The organism is Chitinophaga hostae, assembly GCF_018224885.1.
GTDB classification, from domain to species: Bacteria; Bacteroidota; Bacteroidia; order Chitinophagales; family Chitinophagaceae; genus Chitinophaga; species Chitinophaga hostae.
Map to the genome: position 1 here is coordinate 134451 of NZ_JAGTXB010000022.1, position 24816 is coordinate 159266.

Genomic DNA, 24816 nt, shown 5'->3' on the forward strand with positions numbered 1-24816 from the left:
ATGGGCCACGGACTGCTATTGCATTGCTTTTCCTATCAGGGTACCGGATGTGCAGCTTTCCACTTTCACCATTACGTAATCGCCCTTTTTAAAGTTTTCCCTTGGAAATACGATTACCTTATTCTGGTCATTGCGGCCAAAAAGTTGTTCATCTGAACGTTTGGAAGTGCCTTCTACCAGTACATTGAAGATTTTACCTACTTCTTTTTCCATAGAAGCCTGCGAGTGTCCGCGGTATAATTCCACTACTTCCGCCAGTCTTCTTTTCTTTACATCTTCCGGAACATCGTCCTGGTAGCGGCGTTCGGCCAGTGTACCGGGGCGTTCGGAATAGAAGTACATGTAAGCGAGATCGTAGCGGGCAAATTCCATAAGACTAAGCGTTTCCTGGTGGTCTTCCTCCGTTTCGGAACAGAACCCGGTAATAATATCGGTAGAAAGGCCACAGTCGGGGATCAGTTCGCGTATACGGTTTACCTTTTTTATGTACCACTCCCGGGTATAGGTGCGGTTCATGAGTTGCAGTATACGTGAACTGCCGCTTTGTACGGGCAGATGTATGTAATTACAGATGTTGTCGTACTTCATCATGGTGAAGAGTACTTCATCTGTGATATCCTTTGGATGGGAGGTGCTGAACCGCACACGCAGCAAAGGGTTGATCAGTGCCACTCTTTCGAGCAACATGGCAAAGGTCACTGTTTCGCTACCGTCATCGTTGTTCCAGTAGTAGGAGTCAACATTCTGCCCCAGCAGTGTTACTTCGCGGTATCCGTTGGCAAAAAGTTCTGCTGCTTCACGAACGATAGAATGGGCGTCGCGGCTGCGCTCCCGGCCACGGGTAAAAGGCACCACGCAAAAGGTGCACATATTATTACATCCCCGCATAATCGATACAAAGGAGGTAACCCCGTTGTTATCGAGTCTTACCGGGCTGATGTCGCCATAGGTTTCTTCACGGCTCAATAAAACATTCACTGATTTCTGGCCTGACCCCGCTTCTGCTATCAGGGCAGGGAGACTCCGATATGCATCGGGGCCCACTACCAGGTCTACCAGTTTCTCTTCTTCCAGCAGTTTGCCTTTAATGCGTTCGGCCATACAGCCTAAAACGCCCACCAGCATACCGGGTGTTTGTTGTTTTATTTTTTTGAATTCAGTTAAACGTTTGCGTACTGTTTGCTCCGCTTTTTCGCGGATAGAGCAGGTATTGAGCAGTATCAGGCTGGCTTCTTCGGCGTTCCTGGTAGGGCCATAGCCTTCTGCCCCGAGTATGGAAGCAACAATTTCACTATCGTTGAAATTCATAGCACAACCATAACTCTCAATGTAGAATTTTTTAGTATATGTTTGGGTGCCAGTCGTTGCAGGAGAAAAGGCTTCTCCCTGGCGACTTTCATCATGCACTTTGGTATCCAGATCAAGCATCCTGACAAAAATTTTGGAAGGCAAAAATAGGTAATAAAAATAACAAAATGACAGAATGGCAGCAAGAGAAAATAAAAGCCCTGTAACAGCCAGCTGTTACAGGGCCAATAATATAACACGGCGGTTTACGCTTTCACTCCCAGTTTCCGGGCAATCCAGCTGTCTTTCAGCGGCTGCAGCCAGTGTGTATCCAGTTCCTGCCGGGTGAGTACGGTATTATTCAGATAGATGGTGTTTTCGTCGATATAGCCTTTTTCCAGTGCATAAGCCACCTGTGCCATAGGCAACAGCTGCACCTTATCTTTTACAATAAAGCCCAGCAGGAGGCGGTCGAACATATTCACCTCGTACTGTTTTTCTATACTTTTGATGATCCGAACAGAACTATCTGTGCTGCAACCACTTACGGTGGTTTGTGATTCATCTGCGATCAGTACAATCACCTGGCCCAGCACTACCTGGCCCCAGCCTTTTACCGGTGCGCCGTGGGCATTCCACTGGGAGGTAAACTGATGCAGCTGCTCATTGATCTCCTGTATTTCCTGTTCATTGAACGGTCTGTTGCTCTGGTATATCCACACCCTGGAGACCGGAGAGAAGTCTGAAGGGAAGATGTTATTAGTATTCATAGTGCAAATTTAAAGAATTACGAATTAGGAATGACGAATTACGGATTTGCGGGAAGATGATAAAATTCGTCATTTGTAATTCGTCATTCATTTCATGCTCTGGGCGATTAACTCCGCCACATCCAGCACTTTTACTTCTTCTTCTTTGCCGGCCTCTTTTATACCGTCTGTTAACATGGTCATACAGAAGGGGCAGTTGGAGGCGATCACGGAAGCGCCGGTAGCTACGGCTTCATGGCCGCGTTCAAAATTGATACGGGTGCTGCCTTTTTCTTCTTCCTTAAACATTTGTGCTCCGCCGGCACCGCAGCATAAGCCCTTACTGCGGCAACGCTTCATTTCCACCAGTTCAGCATCCAGTGTTTCCAGCACTTTGCGGGGGGCTTCATATATATTGTTGGCACGCCCCAGGTAACAGGAATCGTGATAGGTGATCTTTTTCCCTTTGAAAGTGCCGCCTTCCTGCATCTTTATCCTTCCTTCATCAATCAGGGCTTGCAGGAAAGTAGTATGGTGAATTACTTCGTAGTTGCCACCCAGCGCCGGATATTCATTTTTTAAGGTATTAAAACAATGAGGACAGGCAGTCACGATCTTTTTTACGGCATACATATTCAGCAGCTGTATATTGTTCTGCGCCATCATCTGGAAAATAAACTCGTTGCCGGCCCTTCTCGCAGGATCGCCGGTACAGCTTTCTTCTTTTCCCAATATCGCAAACTGAATACCTACCTTGTCGAGGATCGTAGTAAATGCTTTGGTGATTTTTTGCGCCCGCTGATCAAAACTCCCTGCACACCCCACCCAAAAAAGGACTTCCGGGGTTTCTCCGTTTGCGGCATATTCTGCCATTGTCTTAATATGCATTCTTAGTTTTTTAAATTAATACCAAATGACTGCGCGTCAGGCAACTGTCTGAAGTTCGGAAGTACCTTTAATTTCCGACACTTGCTTACTATTATTACTGTTTATATCTTTAAGACGAATTGAATATAGATAAAAAATAGAACTGCACAAATTTAAAATCCAACTGAGTTGTACGCCAGCCTGAATGATAAGGAGTTATGGATCAAGGTAGTGGAAGGCGATAAGCATGCTTTGTCTTTCATTTACACACAACATTTTCCTGCATTGTATAATTATGGAATGAAGATTCATGCGGATGAAACAATTGTAAAAGATTGTATCCATGATCTTTTTGTGACGCTCTGGTTCAGCAGGGAGCGTTTGTCCATTACTGATACCATCCGTTTTTATTTACTGGCCAGTCTGAAAAGGAAAATTATCCGCAGCCTGAAGCCCCTGTATGTACCGCAGCTATTTGATCAGTCGATGGATAAGGCGGACTTCAGTTATTCTCCCGAGCAGATCATGATTGTAGACGAAACGGAAAGAGAGCAGCAGCAAAAGCTGGTACAGGTAATTAACCAGTTGCCCCGGCGGCAGCAAGAAGTACTGCACCTGCGCTATTTCCAGGGGCTGGACACCAAGGAAACCGCGGCGCTGATGTCGCTCAGCGTAAATGCTACCTATGTATTGTTATCGCAGGCGCTCCGGTTTTTAAAGAAGCACAGCGATAAACTGGTTACCATTATATTTTGGGCCCTGCAGCAGGGCTTTGGGAGGCTCCGTTAAAAAAAATAAAAAAAATTGGGCATCGGCGCTAAGATTTTATCACCGGCCTGCTTTACACTATAAGTATCGATAATGAGATTCAGGGAATTCACTATTTCAGATTTTTTGCAGGAACCTTCTTTCCGGAGCTGGGTGCTGGAGCAGGATGCTACCGCAACGGCTTTCTGGGAGGACTGGATCCGCAGTAATCCTGACAGGCGTGAGGAGGTAATGCAGGCCCGGCAATGGCTGCAGGTAATGGGGAGTGCTACTTTTGTGCCTTCGGCAGAAGACGGACCGGCAACATGGAGTCGGATACTGCAAACGATCGACAAAACTGAACGAACGGGTAAGCCCGGTATATTTACACTTCACCCCATTATGGGGAAAGTAAAGAACCGGCGCTGGTTGCCTTATGCAGCTGTACTGGCGGGTATTGCGGTGCTGTATGCCGCTGCATTCCTGGTGTTTTCCGGCCGGGATATCCGGCAGCAAACGGCGATGGGTGAACTGAAAACCATCCTGTTGCCCGATAGCTCGGAAGTGAAACTGAATGTCAACACCTCCCTTCGTTATGCGGAAAAGTGGGATGCTTCGGCGCCACGAGAGGTTTGGATCAGCGGAGAAGCTTTTTTTGCTGTCAGACATAAAAACAATCAGCAGCGTTTTATAGTGCATACGCCGGATATGGATGTCCAGGTAACAGGTACCGCTTTTAACGTAAACACCCGGCGCGTGCAAACGCAGGTGGTGTTAAACAACGGTGTGGTGAAATTGGAGCTGCATCAGCATGGTAGCGGCAAAGCCGCGCCAATAGTGATGAAACCGGGAGATATGATCACTTACTCGGCCGCCACCAATGAGCTGACCAACAGCAAAGTAAACCCGGAAGTGTATTCTTCCTGGCAAAGCAAAAAATTATTATTTACCGATACGCCTATCACAGAAGTTATCAAATCCCTGCAGGATAACGTGGGTATCACCATAGAACTGCAGGAGGAAAGCCTGGGCCGGCAAACATTTACAGGAACCATTCCTACAGATAATGTAGAAGTGTTTTTCAGAATTTTATCAAAGTCATTACATGTTACCGTTACAAAAACGGGAACGGATACTTACAGGATCAACCAACAGTAACATTTAAACTGAAAAAGCATCGCATGTTTTGCCCGCCGCCAACGGGAGGGGATACTTATGCGCCAATAAATATGATCATCAACCATCATAACAGGTAATAATTTAAACAACCAACCTAATCTATTACTATGATAGAATTTTACGCCAGGGGTGTTGGCGGTTGCATGGCTGTGTCCCTGTTGATGCAGCTCTGTGTGCTGCCTGCCAGGGCTGCATCTTTGCCCGGCCCGCACAATGTATCGTATACTGCAGCGAGGAGCTGCGCCCAGGAGGAGCTCCCGCTGAAAAAGGTGCTGACCCTGCTGGAAGCACGCTACAAGGTGCGCATTAACTATACCGGCAACACCATCAAAGATATGAAAGCGGCCATGCCGGCCCCCATATCTGCCAATGTAAAAATGCTGGATTACCTGCGCCATTTCCTGGCGCCATTAAACCTGGAAGCAGAAGAAGAGGGAACCGGCTATTTTGTGATTTACCGGAAAGAAATGCCGGCGGAGAAACCCTCCACACGCACACCGCAGCCTATTCCCTCTACACCCGAAAAACCGGCGACCCGTTTAAACGAAACCATTGCGCCTCCCCAGGAAGCGCCAGCACATCCTCCGGTAAAAGGACAGGTAACACAGGAAGACGGTATCCCCATTCCCGGCGTTACCGTCGTGGTAAAAGGGACCCGCACCGGCATACAAACGAATGCCGACGGCCGCTTCGAACTGAAAGATGTACCGGAAAATGCCATACTGGTATTTAGCTATATCGGTTATAAAACACAGGAGATAAGAGTTGGTAAACGTATGCCCGTTGCCGTTACCCTTCTCACAGATATGCAATCGCTGAAAGATGTGGTGGTAAATGGCTACCAGAATATCAAAAAAGATAACTTTACAGGGTCTGCTGTTACTATTACGGGAGAAGAGCTAAAACGATTTAATCCGCAGAATATCCTCGCGAGTATACAATCGTTTGATCCTTCCTTTAAACTGGTGGAAAACAATATTGCCGGTTCCAATCCCAACGCATTACCCAATATCAATGTGAGAGGAACGACCTCTATGCCCTCCGGCGCCAACACCACGCTGAGCCGCAACCAGCTTAGCAGTATTACCAACCTGCCGCTGTTCGTGATCGACGGATACCCGGTACCTGTACAAAGTATCTACGACCTCGACCCCGGCAGAATTGCTGCGGTAACCTTGCTTAAAGACGCTGCCGCCACCGCCGTATATGGTTCCCGCGCTGCAAACGGCGTACTCGTTATCACCACCCGGCCTCCCAAAGAAGGTAAGCTTACCCTCTACTATAACTATGAACTCAACGTTACTACGCCCGATCTGACGGCCTATCAGTTGCTGGATGGCGCACAGAAACTGGAATATGAACGACTGGCAGGGATATACCAAACCAGCGATGCCGACGATCCCGATAATCTGCAGATGCAGTATTATGCAAAACGGCGCAACGTATTGGCCGGGGTAAATACCTACTGGCTTTCGCAGCCACTCAGCACCGACCTCGGACATAAACACGCGGTATCCCTGGAAGGAGGTACTTCCTCGCTGAAATATATCATCGACGGCCGTTATCAAACCAATGCAGGCGTGATGAAAGGCTCAGGGCGCGACCGCTACAGCCTGGCCACTAACCTGCAGTACAACCTGAATAATAATAAGGTGCTGTTCCGCAACCAGTTCACCATTTCACAGGTAAACGGACGCGAATCCCCTTACCGCGAATTTTCCAACTATGCGCGGATGAATCCGTATTATCCAAAAACAGATTCCACCAGGAAATTGCTCAGGGAAGTCGATAGCTGGAAGTTCCGCGATGCCGCAGCCGCCGGCGAAGTAAAGCTGAACACGGTACTGAATCCTATGTACGAAGCGACTATCGGCAGTTTTAATAAATCAGAATATCTCGAGTTTATCGATGCATTTTCCGCGGAATACAACATCACCAGCGCATTAAGACTCCGCTCCGAAATTAGCCTGACAAAAAGAAAGTCTTCCGCCGATATATTTATTTCCCCACTCAGCAACGACTTTTTCGACAAAACCGGTGATGACCTGAAAGACCGCGGCACCTACACTTTCTCCAACAGGGATGAAATGCAGCTGGATGGTAACCTGGTGCTGAACTATAATAAGGGGGTAGGAAAACACTTCTTTAATACCTCGCTGGGTATCAATATGCAGGACAGCAAATCCTCCCTGAAAGTATTCAAGGCACAGGGTTTTACCAACGACCGCTTTACAGATATCACCTTCGCCAGATCCTATGAAAAAGATAAAGCGCCTACCGGCGAAACCTATGAAGAGAGACTGGCGGGCGCTTTTGGAAGTATCAATTACGCCTATGAAAACCGCTACCTGATGGACGCCACATTAAGAGTGGACGGTTCTTCTAAGTTCGGTGCAGACGCGCGCATGGCGCCTTTCTGGTCGTTGGGCCTGGGCTGGAATGTACATAACGAAAAATTCCTCCGGCATACCATTATCTCACAATTGAAACTAAGAGCTACCACCGGTTTAACCGGGGAAGTATCGTTCCCCGCCTACCTGTCTAACACCACGTACGAATACTACAAGGGCGACTGGTATTCCACCGGTGTGGGCGCTCATTTCAAAGCCTTTGGTAATGCGGGTCTTAAGTGGCAACGTACACGGAATTACGACCTGGGCATGGAGCTGGGCCTCCTGCACGACCGGGTATTTTTTTCTCCCCGTTATTATTATAAACTCACCAAAGATCTGCTGGCAGATATTAACGTAGCACCTTCCACTGGTTTTTATCAGTATAAAGAAAATCTCGGTGAAATGGTTAATAAAGGCTACGAATTCAATGTACGGGTAAACGTACTGCGTAAACGTGAATTGTCTGTGAATGTAAATGCCAACATGGTGCATAATACCAATGTCATCACCAAAATTTCTAATGCGCTTAAATCTTACAATGATGATATTGACAAGCAGCAAAGTGAAAATCCCGACCTGCAATCCGTAGCCCTGCTGCGTTACAAGGAAGGACAATCTATGAATACCATTTACGCGGTAAAGTCGCTGGGTATTGATCCTGAAAACGGGAAAGAGATATTCCTGAACCCGGACGGCACCAAAACCTATGAATACAATGTGAAAAATACGGTACCTGTTGGTGATCAAACGCCGCAACTGGAGGGCTTTTTCGGCGGCAATGTGGTCTATAAAAACTTTATGCTGGAAGTGAGCTTCTATACAAAATTCGGTGGTGATTATTATAATCAAACGTTGCTGGACAGGGTAGAGAATGCGGACCCAAGGTATAATGTGGATGCCCGTGTACTATCCGACCGCTGGCAACATCCGGGAGATATCACCTTTTATAAAAACATCGCGGATCAAAGTACTACACAAGCCTCTTCGCGTTTTGTACAAAAGGAAAACCGTTTGGAATTTAAAGCGGTGTACCTGTCGTACGAAGCTCCCAAAGCCCTGTACGAGCGTTTGAAAATGAAGAGCCTGCGCTTTTCGCTAAACATGAATGATATCGGCTACTGGTCTACCGTAGCTGCGGAAAGAGGTATCGACTATCCTTTTGCCCGGAGTTTCACCTTTTCCCTTCAAACAAGATTTTAACATCATTGCATATGAAAAAGTATTTCGTTCTGCTTGCATTGCTCACCCTTACCGTTTCCTGCAAAAAATGGCTGGACATCAAACCGCAGTCGGAGGTATCTGAAGATGATCTGTTTAGTACAGAAGATGGTTTTAAAGATGCTGTCAACGGACTTTATAGCCGTTGTACGCAGGAAGACCTGTATGGCCGCGAACTGATGGGAGGATTACCGGATGTGCTGGCCCAGAATTATACACTGCCGGCGTTGGACCAGGTTGGCTATAAAGAGGCATCGCTGTATAATTATAAGAATAAAAGATTGATAGAGAGAAAGGACCAGGCATGGAAAGGATTATACGAGGTAATTGCCAATTGCAATATTATCCTGTCGCAGGTAGATAAAAAACAGGGCCTTCTTTCTCCTGTCAATTACAACCTGGTCAAGGGGGAAGCATTGGCAATGCGCGCTTACTGCCATTTTGATGTACTCCGTCTCTTTGCGCCTGCTGCTGCCACCGGCGCCACGGCGAAAGCCATTCCCTATGTCACCGCTTTTACAAAAAAATCTTCCGCATTATTAACGGTAACGGCTGTACTGGATTCCGCGCTACAGGATTTGCTGGCGGCTAAAATGCTGCTGGTAAAATCAGATCCTATTCTGCAGGCGGGTTATAAGGTAGGCTACCCGATAAAGGATTCTTCTTCGGAAGATGCAGGGGAGATGTTTGTGCAGCAACGCCGTCACCGGCTTAATTACTACGCCGTGTGCGGAGAACTGGCAAGAGTGTATCTCTATAAAAATGACAAAACAAATGCTTTGTTATATGCCAGAGAAGTGATCAATGCCGGCAAGTTCCCCTGGACGCGGCAGGAAGATTTTCTGAATGGCGACGACGAAAAGAAAGACAGGATACTTTATAAGGAATTGCTGTTTGGATTTTATATGCCTAATCGTTCCGGTACGCTCAATGATATGTACCGTCGTGGAGAAAATAACAGCCTCGTGGTATCCAGCATAGAAGGACAGAATATTTATGAAACCGGTGGCGTGGGAGGTGACGATTTCCGGTTTAAGCAATGGTTTAGCGAGCAGCCCGGATCAAACGGGAACTACCTGCAACTGGATAAATACAAACGTGATGGCGACGCTAACATCCACTACCAGATGGGGCCTGCCATTCGCCTGAGCGAAATATACTATATCGCCGCGGAATGCAGTTTTGCTGCCAGTCCCAAACAGGCATGGGATTATTTTAATGAGGTGAGATTGCACCGGGGAATAGGCCCGCGCAATACCAATGAGGCTTCAGCGGAGGTGTTTTATACTGAGTTAGTGAAAGAAGCACGTAAGGAATTTTATGGGGAAGGACAGGTATTTTATATGTACAAACGGCTGAACAGGGCAATAACAGGAGCCAACGGGAAACTGATACCTGCCGCTAACAGCATTTTTGTATTACCGCTTCCGGACGACGAAATCGCATATGGTAACCGATAAAATAAAGCACATGAAAAAAACAATTGCAATAAGCATATGGGGCTGGGTGTTGCTGGTGGCATGCAGCAAGCAACATGACCTGACCTATCAGTTACCTGATAATATTTATTTTGATTTCACCAATGAGGTAAAGCATACACGGGTCGACAGCTTCTTTTTTTCTTTTGCGCTGTACCCTGACCGAACTACAGACACGCTCTACCTGCCGGTGAGGATATCCGGCAAGCGGGTATCTGCCGACAGGTGGTTTAAAATAAAAATAGTGGATGCTGCTACTACCGCCATAGCGGGTACGCATTACAAAGCGTTGGACACTGCCTACAGGATGCCGGCAGATTCCGGTACTGCCAGGGTACCGGTAATCCTGTTTGGAACAGACCCGGCGTTGCTGAAAAAGTCAGTCACCATTAAGCTGCAGATCATTGCATCCGGTGATTTGCTGAATACATTCCCGGCACTGGATACCGCAAAAATCACTTTTTCCAACCGGCTGGAACAGCCTGCCTGGTGGGTGGTTTGGAGAGGCGAGCTGGGAGAATACTCGCGGATAAAATATGAGCTGTTTATCCGCACTTCGGGCACCGTTGATTTGCCGCTGGATCAGAGCGACTGGCAGTCGATTCCGCAAACTCTTTATTTTATCCGCCGGTTCCGTGCTTTCCTGGTTGATCCTATTAACCGTGCAGTGGATTATGAAGATCAGGGATATGCTATTGGCAAAGATACATCCGGCAATTTTTATTTCTATAATAAAGGTAACAACACACAACAGTATCCGCTGGAATATAATGCCGCCGACGGGAAGTATTATTTCCGTGATGAAAATGGTAACCGTATTGTACCGCAATGATCAAAAACATTTCGCACATGAAACATGTACTTTTATATATCGCCGGCATCCTGGTATTATTAACAGGCTGCTACAAGGACAAAGGCAACTACGATTACCATCCGCTGAAAGAGCCGGTTGTCAGCAATTTTGATACAGCCTATAACGCGGTGGTAGGGGATAGCTTTATTATTGCACCCAAAATCGTACTTGGTTCCGGGAATACGAAATATACCGGTTTATGGAAGATCAGTATACCGGGACAAATGGGTACACAGGATTACACCGGGCAGGAACTGAGGATTGTATTTGGTTTGGGCGCCTCCCGTTTTCCGGCTGTCTTTATTGTTTATGACAGCACAACGGAAATGAAATATTACTACAAATTTGTGATCAATGGCACTACTGCCTTTGCCAGGGGTACTATTGTGCTGAGTGATAATGGAAGTGCTTCTGCTATTTCTTTTGTAAAGGAAGACGGAAAAGTACAGCCTGATGTATACCGCGATATTAATCACGATACTTTGCCGGCCGGGGCGTTACAACTGATGATGATGCAGAATGCAAACTACGGCAACCTGATCACCTCTTACTGGGCGCTTTTCAGCAGTGGCAGCGGCGGCGTGCAGCTGGATCCCAACAACCTGAAGAAGATGAAAACATTGCCGGATAATTTTTATGCGAAACCTGGTCCTTTGCAGGTGCAGGCGTTTATTCCTAATACGATGGGCGTGCCTACGGGTATTATGAACCGGCATTTGTATGTGGGTGCTACAGAAACGGCGCCATTTGCCACTTATTACGGTTATTTTGGGGTACCGCTGGCGGGTAACTATTCCCTGGGGCGGGCTATTATTGCCAATACACCGGAAACCAACGGCTATTACCTGGGGTTTGAGGAAACAAAGCAAAAGTTTGTGCGGATGGACTGGAGAACTTACCTGGATACAAATTATGTGGTAAAGGATTCCATGTTTACGCCAAAGAACCTTAAAATGAACGTGATGTATATGGCGCGTTTTAGTGATAACGATTGTTATGCTTTCTGCGATAGCGCTGGGGCTATTCGTGAGCTGCGGTTTGCGCTGGAGTTTATCAGTAATGGCAAGGATCCTGTTTTTCATGCACTGTTGAAACGGAAACCTGTTATAGCAGATAAGATCAGTGCTGCCACTTTATGGGCTCCTTCGCCAGTGGGGGTATTTTATTTTGCGAGTGGTGATAAATTGTATCGCTACAACCCGCTGAATAATGATGTGAAGGAATTAGCCACCGGTTTTGCGGGTAAACCAATCAGCATGCTTAAACTGCAGAACAGCGGTAACTTACTATTGGTGGGTGTAAGCGGAAGCATTTATTACCTGGATGTAAGCACTGGGCATATGGGGGAGAAGATCAGGCAGGTGGATGGTATCCCGGGATCGCCTAAAGATGTGATTGTGCGGGCGCAGTAGAAAGATTTGACTGCAGGGATTTGGAGGACCCCTGCAGTCAAAATGTTATTCGGTGGCCCATTTGTCGCGGTCATCCATGCTGAATTTCCATGGAGCCATGTTATTTTCGATGTTGCTGAACATGCCGGTCCATTCTGCCGGAGCGCTGGATTCTTCCATTACCAGGTGGCGGCGCAGTTGCAGGATAATATCCAGTGGACTGATGCTCACCGGGCATTCCTCTACGCAGGCGTTACAGGTGGTGCAGGCGCGTAATTCTTCTTCCGAGATATAATCACGCAATAATGTTTTCTGATCGTCGGTAAAGCTGCCGTTGGCTTTAATATTGCGACCCACTTCTTCGAGGCGGTCGCGGGTATCCATCATAATTTTGCGGGGCGACAGGAGTTTGCCGGTGATGTTAGCCGGACAGGCGGCGCTGCAGCGGCCGCATTCTGTACAGCTATAGGCATCCAGCAGGTTTTTCCAGGTAAGGTCCATCACGTCTTTGGCGCCAAACTTAGGCATGGCATCGGCGGCCGGTGCATTGGCTGCCAGTTCAGGTTGCAACATCAGTTGTACCTCATGTTGTACGGCCGGCATATTTTCCATTTCTCCTTTGGGCTCCAGGCTGGCAAAGTAGGCGTTTGGAAAGGCCAGGATAATATGCAGGTGTTTGGAATAAGGCAGGTAGTTGAGGAAAGCCAGCACGCCGGCGATGTGCAGCCACCAGCAACCGCGCTCCACTGCTTCCAGTGAACCGTCGGACAGGCCGCTGAGCAGCGGGGAGAGCATCCCTGAAATCCAGAATGGGCCGGTAGGAAGGTAGTGGGCAACGCCTCTTGCCTGCAGTACCTGGTCGGCAGTGTTCATGGTAAGAAATAATCCCATCAGTACAATTTCCGTAATCAGGATATAGTTGGCATCTGACCGCGGCCAACCATCAAGATCTTTACTGATAAAGCGTTTCAACTTTAAAATATTTCTGCGTACCAGGAATATGGCGCAACCGGTGATGACCAGTACAGCCAATACTTCAAATAAACCGATGAGTACCGGGTATAAGCTGCCCAATACGGGAACGAATAAACGATGTGTGCCGAGGATACCGTCCAGGATAATTTCCAGGATTTCCAGGTTGATGATCAGAAATCCGGCATAAACAAAAAAGTGCAGTACGGCTACCAGTGGATTACGGAACATTTTTTTCTGGCCGAAAGCCAGCAGCAGGAGGTTTTTCCAACGCCTGTCAGGATGGTCACTGAGGTCTTTGTCCCTTCCCAACAGGATGTTTTTCCTTATCCGGCCTGCCTTTTGGGCAAAAAGATATACCGCTGCCCCAAATAGGATTACAAATAATAGTTCTTGTACAATTCGCATTATCTCAGATTTGACTCCCTAATTTAGGGCTTTTTTAGATGGGAGCAGTATTGTTTCAGCTTTTAGCTTTTAGCCTTTGTCTTTTAGCTTTCCGCTCCGGAAGAATTTCTTATTTTTGCTGGCATGGAAAGCAGGAACATCATTCTTACACAGGATATCATTCAAAAGAAAATTGAACGCATCGCTTATGAAATCTATGAGCTGAACAGCGATGGCACTGATATTATTTTAGCCGGCATCTGGGACCGTGGCGTGATCATCGCCCATAAGATTGCAGCTATACTGGAACAGATATCTCCCCTGAAAACCCATATCATAGAGCTGCGGCTGGATAAACAGCATCCCGGTGACGTAGCTGTTTCTGAAGACATTGACTTCAATGATAAGGTAATTGTGGTAGTAGATGATGTTGCCAACTCCGGCCGCACCATGCTGTATGCGCTGAAACCGCTCCTGAAATTCCTTCCCAAAAAAATCCAGACAGCCGTGTTGGTGGACCGTAAGCATAAATCTTTCCCGTTGTCGGTCGATTTTGTTGGTTATTCGCTGGCTACTACCTTACAGGATATGGTATTGGTAGAGATGAACGGAGAGGAGATCATTTCCGCTTACTTCGAGTAACTTCATTAGAAATATACCGGGTGCAGTACCACGCGGCCCTTTGAACTGATTTCCAGCGTGGGCGCCGGAAATTTCACCATATTTAATACCTGGAACAATACTCTTATCCCTTTTTTTCGTGTAGGTATCCGCGTGAAATCTATATCGGGGGAGAGGTAGAATTGACGTACCCGCCGGAGTTGATTGTAGTCGTGGTCTATGCCATGTGAATCGGTCCAGGTATTATCCCGGCCTCCTACCATGCCTTGTGCGCCGTATCCCACTGCGATGTTGAGCCATTTGGGGAAACGGCTGTTTTTATTGAAAGAGTAAGGGTTTACCGATAGCCAGTAGGTTTGTCCATTATAATTTTTAAGCGTTCTTTCCCAGAAGGTAGTGCCGAAAAGCTGGTCGGCTTTTTCCTGTAGTACCGGATCATCGTAATGCTGGGGATGGGCAGAAAATTTCAGTTGAATACGTTGTTCGTTCCAGGCCAGTTCCTGGCTGATGAGCAGGGCCGAGCCGATGGCATTGGCGCCCATATCGCTCCAGGAAAATCCCCACTCCGAAGAGTAGCCATCCAATACTTCCACTACAGATTGGTAGGCAAAACCACTCAGACCACCTATCCATATTTGTTTTTTACGGGGAAGTCCTGACCAGCGCCACATTTCCCGGCTGTATTTACCAATAAAATAGGCGCTGAAAATATGTCCGGCTTTATCCATCTGCTTCCATTCTCCTATATCATTAAAAAAATGAAAGCCTGTTCTGGGATAGCCTTTATACCAGGCCGTATTGAGGGCGGCCAGACTGGCGCCATATAATGCAGCTGTGGTGCCGGTGAGCAGCCATACATGTGAGTTGACGGTAGTATCCGGAATAGAGAAAAAAGGCACTTTTTTTTGTGCCATGCCACAGCAGGGCTGCAGCAAAAGGAGCAGGGTGAGGAATGGTTTCTTCATGTGGGGGGAAGTAAAGAATTACGAATTGCGAATTACGGATTACGGATTTGTGGGGGATGTTCGCGTTTACCATCTTCTCACAAATCCGTAATTCGCAATTCGTAATTCTTTACTTCAATTTCATATCCTGGATAATGCCATTTATTTTCTGATCCAGTTCGGCGGTTACCTTATCATAATCGGCTGGGCTCTTTAATGGAGCGTTAACGCTGAAGTAGAACTTGATTTTAGGCTCGGTACCGGAAGGACGGGCGGATATTTTGCTGCCATCTGCCAGTACAAACTGTAATACGTTGGATTTGGGAAGATCGAGTGCCTGGGTGTCGCCGGTTTTGATATCCCTGATCTGCTGCAGCTGGTAATCGTACAAAGTTACAACAGGAGAACCATTGATGGTGGCCGGCGGATTTTCGCGGTAGCCGCGCATCATATCAGCAATTTCTTCTGCTCCTCTCATTCCTTTCTTGGTAATGGAGATCAGGCTTTCCTTATAGTAGCCGTAGCGAACATAAATGTCGATCAGCTGCTCGAACAGGGATTTGCCCTGGCTGCGTGCAAAGGCGGCCATTTCGCAGATCATGGCTACAGAGGAGATGGCATCTTTATCACGGATGTTGTTGCCGATCATGTAGCCATAGGATTCTTCCCCGCCGCAGATAAAGTTTTCCTGTGGTTCTTTACGGCGGATCAGGTCTGCAATCCATTTAAACCCGGTGAGTACGTTATAGCAGGTAATATTGTTTTTGGCGGCAAATACATCAATCAGGTCGGAAGTAACCACTGTTTTGGCGATATAATCGTTTGGTTTGGCCAGTCCCTTGTTTTTGCGGGCTTCCACGATGTAGTTAAATAACAGTACACCGGTTTGGTTACCATTCAGCAGTATCCATTCTCCCTTCAGGTCTTTTACGGCAATGCCTACACGATCAGCGTCCGGATCGGTACCCAGCAGGATATCGGCATCCAGTTCCTTTGCCTTTTTAAGACCCAGGCTCATGGCTTCGGACTCTTCCGGGTTAGGATATACTACGGTTGGGAAGTTGCCATCCGGTGTAGCCTGCTCCTGTACAATGTGCACATTGGTAAAGCCGTACTGCTCCAGTACCGCAGGCACCTGGGTAATACCGGTGCCGTGGATGGGCGTATATACTATTTTAAGATCATGTTGCTGTTTGATGACTTCGGGGTGGATAGACAGGCTTACCAGCTCTTTCTGGTAGGCGGCGTCCACTTCTTTTCCGATGAGGGTGATATTACTTTCGCCGCCGGTCCACTTCACGTCGTCCGGGGAAGCGATATTTTCCACTTCACGGATTACATTGCTGTCGTGCGGGGGCACCAGCTGGGCGCCATCGTTCCAGTAAGCCTTGTAGCCATTGTATTCCTTCGGATTATGGGAGGCGGTAAGTACCACGCCGCCATGGCACTGGAGGTGACGGATGGTGAAAGACAGTTCCGGCGTAGGGCGCAGACTTTCAAAAAGAAATACCTTAATGTCGTTGGCTGCAAATACATTGGCCACGGTTTCTGCAAAAAAACGGGCATTGTTACGGCTGTCGTGCGCAATTGCCACCTTAATTTCACCGATAAAGGTCTTTTTAAGATAATTGGCAAAGCCCTGGGTAGCCATACCAAGGGTATATTTATTCATGCGGTTGGTACCTACGCCCATAATGCCCCGGAGACCACCGGTGCCAAATTCGAGGTTACGGTAAAAGGCATCGTTAAGTTCGTCGGGGTTACCTTCCTGCATTTTTTTCAGTGTGGCCACGGTTTCAGCGTCGAAATTACCGTTGAGCCACTGCGAAACTTTTGTTTGAATATTTATATCCATGGTACTTTTTTTGTATGCCGTAAATGCTAAAATGGATTGTAAAGTAAAAATAAAAAAATGAATGTGGGAAATTACACATTTCAAAATACATTGAAAATCGCCTGTAATGGTTAATTTTGCGGCCATGAGGCGGTATGAAGATACTTATAAACAAAAAGGATTACGTAAACAGCTAGTTGATGGTATCCGTCAGAAAGGTATTACAGACGAAAGCGTACTGTCGGCTATCGGCAATATTCCCCGGCATTTTTTCCTTGACACGGCTTTTGAAAGTATTGCCTACGACGACAGGGCCTTTCCCATAGCGGAAGGGCAAACTATCTCACAGCCGTATACGGTGGCCTATCAAACCCAGCTGCTGGAAATAAAGCCTTACGAAAAAGTACTGGAAATAGGTACCGGCAGCGGCTACCAGGCCTGTGTGCTGGCGGAACTGAAAGCCAATGTTTTTACCATAGAACGGCAACGCAAGCTGTTTGACCTGTTCAAATCCTTTCCTTTTAAGTCCCAGTATCCTAATCTTCGCCTGTTTTATGGCGACGGCTACGAGGGATTATCTACCTATGCCCCTTTTGATAAGGTGCTGGTAACTGCTGCGGCCCCGTATATCCCGGAAAAGCTCGTGCAGCAGATGAAGATTGGCGGTAAAATGGTGATCCCGGTAGGCGGACAGGAGGTACAGCGCATGCTTCGTATTACTAAAACCAGCGATACAGAAAGTGAACAGGAGCTGTTCGATAATTTTTCCTTTGTGCCCATGCTGGCGGGGAAGAAATAGATCATAGTCTCCCGTTTTCCTTCGGTTTCTCTTCTTCTTTCTTCTCCTCTTCTTTTTTCTCTTCTTCGTCTGGCTGTGGTTTCTTTTTCTTAAACAGATTTGGATCCATTTTGCCAAACCGGTACCGCACATTCAGCCGGATGAAGCGGGTGGCTCTTTTACGGTCATAGTCCTGTATGAAGGTACCTGTTTCATAATGTGAGCTGAACTGCTGGGTATTCAGGATATCCGCAACATTCACGGCCACTACCAGCGCCCTGGTTTTCAGGAACTCCTTGCGTATGCCCAGGTCCATGCCATTCATGGCCTTAAAGGTTCCCTGGGGCTGTATACGGGGAGAGCGGAAATGCCCCCCCAGTTCCACACTAAACCTGCCGGGTAAACGAAATTGGGTATTACCGTTTAACCCGTAACTGAAGTTTTCGTTGTTTACCGTGATGCTGGTGAGTTTATTGTACTCCAGGTTCAGGTTGGCCCATACCTTCCACCATTTGGTCAGATTGAGGCTGTAAGACAGGTTGCCGCCTATGTTTTGCTGGGTTGCCAGGTTCATAGGCCGGGTGGTGGTTACCCCGGAAACGGTATCCAGTGTGCTGATACGGTCAATGTTATCGTTGGTTTGAGCATAGTACGTGCTGGTGCTCAGGTAATTATTTGTTTTCGGGTAATAGACAGAATAGCTGACCTCAAATTTATGCGACAGCGCGGGTTGCAGTTCCGGGTTACCGGTACGGATGTTTTGTGGATCGGAGTTGTTGATATACGGCAGCAACTGGTCAAAATTGGGCCGGTCGATCCGGGTAGAATAGTTAAATACCAGGCTCTGGTTCTGGTTTTTAGGCATATTATACTTCAGGAATACGCTGGGAAACAGGTTGAAGAAGCGGTTGTTTACCGTGGTATCACGGGTAACAGAGTACCCTTTCAGGTAAGATTGTTCCGCGCGCACACCCACCTGGTAACCAAGATTGCCGATGGCGTTTGCAACGTTAATATATGCGCCGTAAATATCTTCTTCATAATTGTACTGGTTCGAGAGGATAGGACTTATGGTATAGTCTTTCACCGACCAATCGAAGAGGGAGGCAATATAGTTATTGTCGATATGCCGCAATGTGGCTTTAACACCGGCTTCCACTTTTCCTTTCTTACCAAAGGGAGAAGTAAAGTCCGACTGCATATTCCAGAAGCGGTTGCTGTTTTTACTGGTATTGCTTTGTTTATTGGCATTGGGCAGCGTGTCTACACCGGTGTAGTAATATTGGGTATTATAATCGCTGTTATTGTTGGCTTTGTTACCGCTGTAGCTTACATAGGCGGTTAGTTCCTGGTTTTCTTTACCGAAAGTATGCTTGTAACTAAGGTTGGTATTAACGTTATTGTTATGGTTGTTACTGCTGTTACTACGGTTGCCGTAGCGTAATGTATCTTTTTTTACATCCAGGTAATTCAGCAGAATGTTGTCTTCATTATCGCTTTGGTTGAAGTTCAGGCCTTGTGAAATGGTGAAGGTGTTGTGATCATCCATGAAATAATCGAACCCAAAACGCCCACCGTTATTGCTGTTATGATTTTCATTTTTGCTGGCCTGTGAGAAGTAGGAAGTATTGCTGCTGTCGGCTACCAGGTTATGGCGCGAGCTTAGGCCGCTGCCGCTTAAATTTTCATAGCGGCCATTGTAGTTCCCGAAAAAGTTAAAGCGTTTCATGCGCAAACTGGCATTGAGGCTTCCGTTGGCCTCACCACGCGTAGCGCCGCCTGCGTTAAACATCACGTTATAACCGATGGCCTTATCTTTTTTCAGGACGATGTTGATGATACCGCCGCTGCCGTTCGCTTCGAATTTAGCAGAAGGGTTATTGATCACTTCCACGCGATCAATGCTTTCTGCGGGAATCATTTGCAGCGCGGTTTTGGCGTCGCCGAAAGGAGAGGGTTTGCCATCTACATAAATAGTAACGCTTTTGCCACGGAGGGTGATGTTATCATCGATGTCCACATCTACGCTGGGAATATTTTTTAGCATATCCGTTCCCGTGCCGCCTTCTGCGTTGATCATATTCCCGGCGTCAAATACCTGCCGGTCTATCTGCATGGAAAATGCGGGCTTTTCCGCTTTTATTTCCACCGCATTCAGCACTTTGCCCGCGGGGTTCAGGCGCATTGTGCCCGCGAAGGTATTCTTTCCTGCTACGACACGGATCGCTTTCTCCAGTTTTTCATACCCCATGAAGGTGATGCGTAAAACATAAATACCCGGAACAACATTATTAAGTGTGAAGCCGCCGGCAGGCGTAGTATAAGCGCCGGTTACCATAGTGGAGTCTGCCTGTTTGAGCAATACTACGGAAGCATATTCGATCGGTTTACCGGTAGCAACGTCTGCTACTTTACCCGTGACCTTCAAGGCAGTGGGAATTGTCGTTTGTGCGTTGACGTTATACGACGCAACAAACAACACGAACATGAGCAATAGAAAACTTCGCATGCGTGGATTTAGCAACTTTATTAATGATACAACAACGGTATAAAAGTAATAGGCGTTGACTAAAACGTTTACTAATTATGATGAGTGGTAGCTACAAAAACATGGCCGGCAGAGTGCTGTAGCACTACTAACCGGCCTGTGGTTTGCATTCACCCTCTTTAATATGTTTTAGAAATTCTGCATGGGGTCGCCCATCTGTGAGTCGTTACCCTGGTCTTTCTTTTTTCTTTTAAACAATGATGCATCAAACTTACCAAAGCGATAAGCGAAGTTCAGTTTGAGTATGCGTGATTCGCGTTTGCGGATATAATCCTGTGCAAACTCAGGCGATGACTGGTTTAGCTCGTATTGTCTTGTATTAAAGATATCCGATAAACTGAGTGTAACCGAAGCTGCTTTGTTTTTGAGAAAATCTTTTTTTACTGCTACATCTACAGTACTGAAACCTTTGATGGTACCTTGTGCAGATGAAGGGATCTGATTGAATCCACCGCCGCCACCGCCGCGTCCGCCACCACCGCCAGACGAGGGCAATGCAATGGTAGGCGCCTGGTAAGTGGCATTCACCTGCAATGTGAAATTAGCCGGGAGCTTTGTTTCTGAATTTATTTTTGCAAACCAGCTAAAGCCATTGTTATCAAAGTTTTGCCCGTTGGCGTTTACCTTCATATCTGTTTGATACAGGTTTACGTTACTGGTAAGATCCCACCCCTTTACGATTTGATTTTTCATGGTCAGCTCTGCACCGTAGGAGTTGCTCCGGTTGGCGTTGATATACTGGGTGAGCAGGGTATCTGCGCCAATAGGCGTGCTGATGGTAGAAATCATGTTATTGGTATTCCTGAAATAAAGGCTTCCCAGGAAATTGCTGTTGCCCCAGTTCTTTACATAAGAAAACTCAAAGCTGTTGGTATATTCCGGTTTAAGGTTAGGATTCCCTTCACGCTGATTTTGCGGATCGCTGTAATCGCGGTAAGGAATCAGCTGAAAGAAATTAGGTCTGTTTACACGACGCGTATAGTTCAGCTGCAGTTCCTGGTCGTTTTTTAATTTCTGTGATAGGAACAGGCTGGGAAACAGGCCGGGTACCGCTTTGGTGGGTTTGTATTTGGCGCCTTCATTTTCTCCTGCATATACATATTGCTCTACACGCAAACCTGCCTGGTAGCCAAAGTTGCCGATGGTGTTGGCAAAATTGACGTAGCCTGCATAAATTTCTTCGTTGTATTTATAGTTATTAGACAATTGCGGATTAGGGATAAACAGACCACTGGTGGTATCTTTATCAAACACATTGTACACGCTGGTGTATTTGCGTACAGTAGCTTTGGCGCCGAGTTCCAGCTTTCCGTTCTTTCCGATCGGATTGGTATAATCCGTTTGGAAGGTCATGAAAGTTGTTTTGCCGGAGGTGGTGTTGTTCTGCAATAGTGCCTGTCCCAGCGGTTTTTCAAAAGGACTTTGCGCCTGTGTGAGGTAGTCGCCATTGCGGTTGTTGGAGCTGCTGTTATAGTTGATGTCTGCCGTCCATTCCTTGTTGGGTTGTGCAAAGGTATGCTTGAAACCCAGTGTGGTAGTATAGTTGCGGAAGCTGAAATTATTATTATTTAAGCGATCACTGATACCTGTTATGTTGTGATTTTTATCGGAGAAGGTACTGCGCAGATCTTCCGTATTTTTGAAATCACCTGCCACTATGTTTTGAGCCACAGAGATCGTGTTCCTGTTATCCAGCATATAGTCTACGCCAAATCGACCGAACTGGAACAGCGGTTTACTGGTACTGTTGCTGTTCTGGAAGAGGTAGTTGGTATCTGCTGCAGCGCCGTTGCGATAGTTGCTCCGGTTGGTGGTACCATCGGCCCAGTTGCGGTTGGCGTTGATATTGTAATTGGCAAATACATTGAATTTACCCTGTCGTATATTGATGTTACCACCGCCGTTGTATTTATTACCAGTGCCTATACCTGCATTCACTGAACCATTGAAGCCGGCTTTACGATTTTTCTTCAATACGATATTCAGTATTCCTGACATTCCTTCTGCATCGTATTTGGCGGAAGGATTGGTTACCAGTTCTATGCTTTCAATGGCATCTGCAGGTATCTGATCCAGTGTAAGCGTAGAGGGTTTACCATCTACAAAAATATTGGGAGAAGCGTTGCGAACGGTTACATTACCATCCAGGTCTACGTTTACAGCCGGAACACTTTTGAGCACATCCTGTGCGGTACCGCCTACGCTGCTGAGATTTCTGTCGACGTTAAAAACTTTTTTATCTATGCCCATAGCAAAAGCGCTCTTTTGCCCGGTTACTTCCACACGCTGCAGGGTTTTTACATTCTGCGTCATTTTTATATTACCGAGGTCTTGGTCAGTTGTTTGGGGAGTGATGGTAACTTTTTTCTGCATGCTGGTATATCCCATGAAATTCACACGGAGGATCATGGGGCCAAACGGAAGATTTTCCAGGCTGAAGTCGCCATTGGGCTTAGTTAGCATCCCGGTTACCAGGGACGAGTCCCGTTGTTTCAGTATCGTAACGGAAGCATATTCAATGGGTTTACCGGTTTTGGCGTCCACCAGTTTACCGTATAAGTGCCCGATCTGCGGCATATTTGCTCTTCCTTGTTGTCCTTGTCCCTGTTGGGGTGCAGAAGATTTGGGCGCCTGTGCAAAGGCGCTTATCTGCCACAAAAGTATACCAACAAGTACGGCGTAACTTTTTTTCATCCTTATTGATTTTAATCCGGACTTTCTTCTCAGATAAGGACAAATGTATCGGGGTGCTGGTATGAATGGTTTGACATTGTGATGAGCGGAATGATTGTCCGCAGGAAATTGCAAAAAACGCCGCTAAGAGGTCTTAACAGTAGTTAACAAAGATGCGGTTTTAACAGTAGTTAACAGAGTTGTCTTTCAGCTGCCAGGGCTGATCTGAAAAAGTATGTGATCCTGTTATAAGAAAGAGATGCCCATGGCTATTAGCCCGGTGATTAAGCCGCTGATGGCGCCCAGTAATCTGAAGCCCTGCAGTTCTTTGCCTAACAGGTTATTGGTAATAGCTTCCAGTTTATCTGAAGAGATACCGGCGATTTTTTGAGAAACAATTTTTTCCAGGTCCAGCTCCTGTTGTACGTTATCGAGGTATTGTCCGATCATTAAAGGGAAGAGGGTATCCAGTTCGGCTACCAGGTGTGTTTTTATCTGGTTTACGATACTGTCGCCGATAAACATGGAGAGTACAGGCATTGCTTTGGGGAGTTTCTCGCGTAGAAAAGTATCGAGGTGTGCTTCTACCAGCGGAATGATATTTTTAATTTTCTCGGGATCCGTCAGTTTGGATTTGATATCATCGAAAGAAAATAACTGTTTGCCAACAAGGGCGCCGAGGTTGTTGGCCAGTTGTGCCTGTCTTTTTGGAAATATGCCCTGAATGGTGAAGAAGCCCAGCCTCACCGGGGTATACGGACGAAAGAGTAAAGCGACGGCGAGACTGTTGAGTAACCAGCCAACGATGGCAGCAATGAGGGGGAGAAAAAATATCATTATGCGTTATTGATTTTCAGGTTATTGCAAATGTAGAAAATTGAAGGGCAATAAGTAAATCGTTTTTATTTCCGGGCTAGTTGGTGAGTCCGCGGTGATAAATATCAGGGAGGTATTGTGTAAACCAGGCGGGCATTTCAGCAGGAGGGAGGTGTAAAGTTATTTGTTTATTATTTCCGGTAGCGAGATGGATGGGTATTTTTTGCGAGGTATCAATTATAAGAAGTTCATTTATAAGTGAGAAATGCTCGTTCCTGCTTTTGTTCAAGAGCCGATTTGTATTGTGCTTCAAAGGCCTGATCCACGTAATCATCAGCTAACCGGCCGGCCTCTTTATAGGAGCCACCAACCTGTTTACGAAATTCAAGTTGTTTGAGGGATTTCAATTTATCGCCATCAAAGGGAGGATGTTTTTCTATAAGGCTCTGTGGAAACAAATATGGACCAGCGGAAGATTTGCCTGCTCCATTTGAGCCTGCGATGATATATAAAACAGGCATTATATAAATTGAGCGTTAAGTCCGTCTCTAACCAGATCGGCCTGCCTGCGGGTTAACACCTTTTCTACGATGAAATCTTTGAGCTTCTGTGAAGGGGTAACAATTTTCACAGAACCATCAGGATACTCCATATAGTATTTTCCATCGGGGAGATCCTTATCATATATCATAAACGTCTTACCACTACTTAGGCTTTCAGCCCGAACTTTTTGTACCGCCAGCTGTGCCCTCTTTTCTATTTCTGTTAATGGTCTCATGATGTTGGTTCTTTTTTCGATATACTAATTTAGAATAAAAAAGCCAGATACCACTAAACAGCGCAGTTTACAAAACAAAAAAGGCTTCCTTTTACAGAAGCCTTTTTTACGTTTGGGTGATTGAAGGGTTTCGAACCCTCGACCCTCAGAACCACAATCTGATGCTCTAACCAACTGAGCTACAACCACCGTTTCCTAACGGTTACCCCGTTTTTCGGAGTGCAAATATAAGAGAATCTTTTTCTACTAAAGAAATTTTTTAAATGTTTTTTCTGCTGAATTTTTCCTTTCGGGAGAAGTGAA

19 protein-coding genes and 1 tRNA gene are annotated in these 24816 nt (G+C 46.5%); 8 read left to right on the forward strand and 12 right to left on the reverse strand.

From position 1 onward, the window contains the following. Positions 1–15: 15 nt before the first annotated feature. The 3 genes from miaB to KE626_RS29425 form a co-directional block, all read right to left on the reverse strand. Positions 16–1428, reverse strand: a complete 1413-nt coding sequence (gene miaB / locus KE626_RS29415) for a tRNA (N6-isopentenyl adenosine(37)-C2)-methylthiotransferase MiaB (RefSeq protein ID WP_211976645.1) — start codon at positions 1426–1428, stop codon at positions 16–18. Between the two features lie 125 nt (positions 1429–1553). Further along, entirely contained in the window at positions 1554–2057 is a 504-nt protein-coding gene (locus KE626_RS29420; protein ID WP_211976646.1) for a hypothetical protein, read from the reverse strand. An 87-nt stretch (positions 2058–2144) separates the two neighbouring features. Continuing rightward, on the reverse strand, positions 2145–2924 hold the full coding sequence (locus tag KE626_RS29425; RefSeq protein ID WP_211976647.1) for a (Fe-S)-binding protein: 780 nt from the start codon (positions 2922–2924) through the stop codon (positions 2145–2147). Between the two features lie 168 nt (positions 2925–3092). On the opposite strand from KE626_RS29425, the gene KE626_RS29430 reads away from it, so the two are divergent. The 6 genes from KE626_RS29430 to KE626_RS29455 all read left to right on the forward strand — a co-directional run bounded on the left by KE626_RS29430 (position 3093) and on the right by KE626_RS29455 (position 12183). Continuing rightward, positions 3093–3692, forward strand: a complete 600-nt coding sequence (locus KE626_RS29430) for an RNA polymerase sigma factor (RefSeq protein ID WP_211976648.1) — start codon at positions 3093–3095, stop codon at positions 3690–3692. 72 nt (positions 3693–3764) lie between these two features. Next, the gene (locus KE626_RS29435) at positions 3765–4808 is read left to right on the forward strand and encodes a FecR family protein (protein WP_211976649.1); all 1044 of its coding nucleotides are present in this window, start codon (positions 3765–3767) and stop codon (positions 4806–4808) included. Positions 4809–4936: 128 nt separating this feature from the next. Continuing rightward, a complete protein-coding gene (locus KE626_RS29440) occupies positions 4937–8422 on the forward strand; it encodes a SusC/RagA family TonB-linked outer membrane protein (protein ID WP_211976650.1) in 3486 nt (1161 codons plus the stop codon). Between the two features lie 11 nt (positions 8423–8433). Next, positions 8434–9900 carry a RagB/SusD family nutrient uptake outer membrane protein gene (locus KE626_RS29445; protein ID WP_211976651.1) on the forward strand — a complete coding sequence of 489 codons (1467 nt, stop codon included), beginning with the start codon at positions 8434–8436 and terminating at the stop codon, positions 9898–9900. A 10-nt stretch (positions 9901–9910) separates the two neighbouring features. Continuing rightward, positions 9911–10750 (forward strand): DUF4843 domain-containing protein, encoded by an 840-nt coding sequence (locus KE626_RS29450; protein ID WP_211976652.1) that lies wholly within the window; start codon positions 9911–9913, stop codon positions 10748–10750. 17 nt (positions 10751–10767) lie between these two features. Further along, positions 10768–12183, forward strand: a complete 1416-nt coding sequence (locus tag KE626_RS29455; protein WP_211976653.1) for a PKD-like family lipoprotein — start codon at positions 10768–10770, stop codon at positions 12181–12183. 45 nt (positions 12184–12228) lie between these two features. On the opposite strand, the gene KE626_RS29460 is transcribed toward KE626_RS29455, so the two are convergent. Then, the gene (locus KE626_RS29460) at positions 12229–13542 is read right to left on the reverse strand and encodes a 4Fe-4S dicluster domain-containing protein (protein ID WP_211976654.1); all 1314 of its coding nucleotides are present in this window, start codon (positions 13540–13542) and stop codon (positions 12229–12231) included. A 123-nt stretch (positions 13543–13665) separates the two neighbouring features. Here KE626_RS29460 and KE626_RS29465 point away from each other — a divergent pair, with 123 nt between their 5' ends. Next, positions 13666–14163 carry a phosphoribosyltransferase family protein gene (locus KE626_RS29465; protein WP_211976655.1) on the forward strand — a complete coding sequence of 166 codons (498 nt, stop codon included), beginning with the start codon at positions 13666–13668 and terminating at the stop codon, positions 14161–14163. A 5-nt stretch (positions 14164–14168) separates the two neighbouring features. On the opposite strand, the gene KE626_RS29470 is transcribed toward KE626_RS29465, so the two are convergent. Together KE626_RS29470 and KE626_RS29475 are read right to left on the reverse strand one after the other, a co-directional pair. Further along, on the reverse strand, positions 14169–15107 hold the full coding sequence (locus KE626_RS29470) for a DUF2279 domain-containing protein (RefSeq protein WP_211976656.1): 939 nt from the start codon (positions 15105–15107) through the stop codon (positions 14169–14171). A gap of 109 nt (positions 15108–15216) precedes the next feature. Further along, on the reverse strand, positions 15217–16941 hold the full coding sequence (locus KE626_RS29475) for a phospho-sugar mutase (RefSeq protein WP_211976657.1): 1725 nt from the start codon (positions 16939–16941) through the stop codon (positions 15217–15219). A 106-nt stretch (positions 16942–17047) separates the two neighbouring features. Between KE626_RS29475 and KE626_RS29480 the strand changes: the two genes are divergently transcribed. Then, on the forward strand, positions 17048–17719 hold the full coding sequence (locus KE626_RS29480) for a protein-L-isoaspartate(D-aspartate) O-methyltransferase (protein ID WP_249207783.1): 672 nt from the start codon (positions 17048–17050) through the stop codon (positions 17717–17719). Position 17720: 1 nt separating this feature from the next. Here KE626_RS29480 and KE626_RS29485 read toward each other — a convergent pair whose 3' ends face one another. The 6 genes from KE626_RS29485 to KE626_RS29510 all read right to left on the reverse strand — a co-directional run bounded on the left by KE626_RS29485 (position 17721) and on the right by KE626_RS29510 (position 24702). Continuing rightward, positions 17721–20207 carry a TonB-dependent receptor domain-containing protein gene (locus KE626_RS29485; protein ID WP_211976658.1) on the reverse strand — a complete coding sequence of 829 codons (2487 nt, stop codon included), beginning with the start codon at positions 20205–20207 and terminating at the stop codon, positions 17721–17723. A 168-nt stretch (positions 20208–20375) separates the two neighbouring features. Further along, the gene (locus tag KE626_RS29490) at positions 20376–22940 is read right to left on the reverse strand and encodes a TonB-dependent receptor (protein WP_211976659.1); all 2565 of its coding nucleotides are present in this window, start codon (positions 22938–22940) and stop codon (positions 20376–20378) included. Positions 22941–23165: 225 nt separating this feature from the next. After that, complete coding sequence (locus KE626_RS29495) at positions 23166–23756, reverse strand: DUF445 domain-containing protein (protein ID WP_211976660.1); 591 nt, start codon at positions 23754–23756, stop codon at positions 23166–23168. 227 nt (positions 23757–23983) lie between these two features. Beyond that, entirely contained in the window at positions 23984–24256 is a 273-nt protein-coding gene (locus KE626_RS29500) for a hypothetical protein (RefSeq protein WP_211976661.1), read from the reverse strand. Next, positions 24256–24513: a hypothetical protein gene (locus KE626_RS29505; protein ID WP_211976662.1), complete on the reverse strand. Its 258-nt coding sequence runs from the start codon at positions 24511–24513 to the stop codon at positions 24256–24258. Before KE626_RS29505 ends, KE626_RS29500 begins: the two co-directional genes overlap by 1 nt. A 115-nt stretch (positions 24514–24628) precedes the next feature. After that, positions 24629–24702, reverse strand: a tRNA-His gene (locus KE626_RS29510). Positions 24703–24816: the final 114 nt, after the last annotated feature.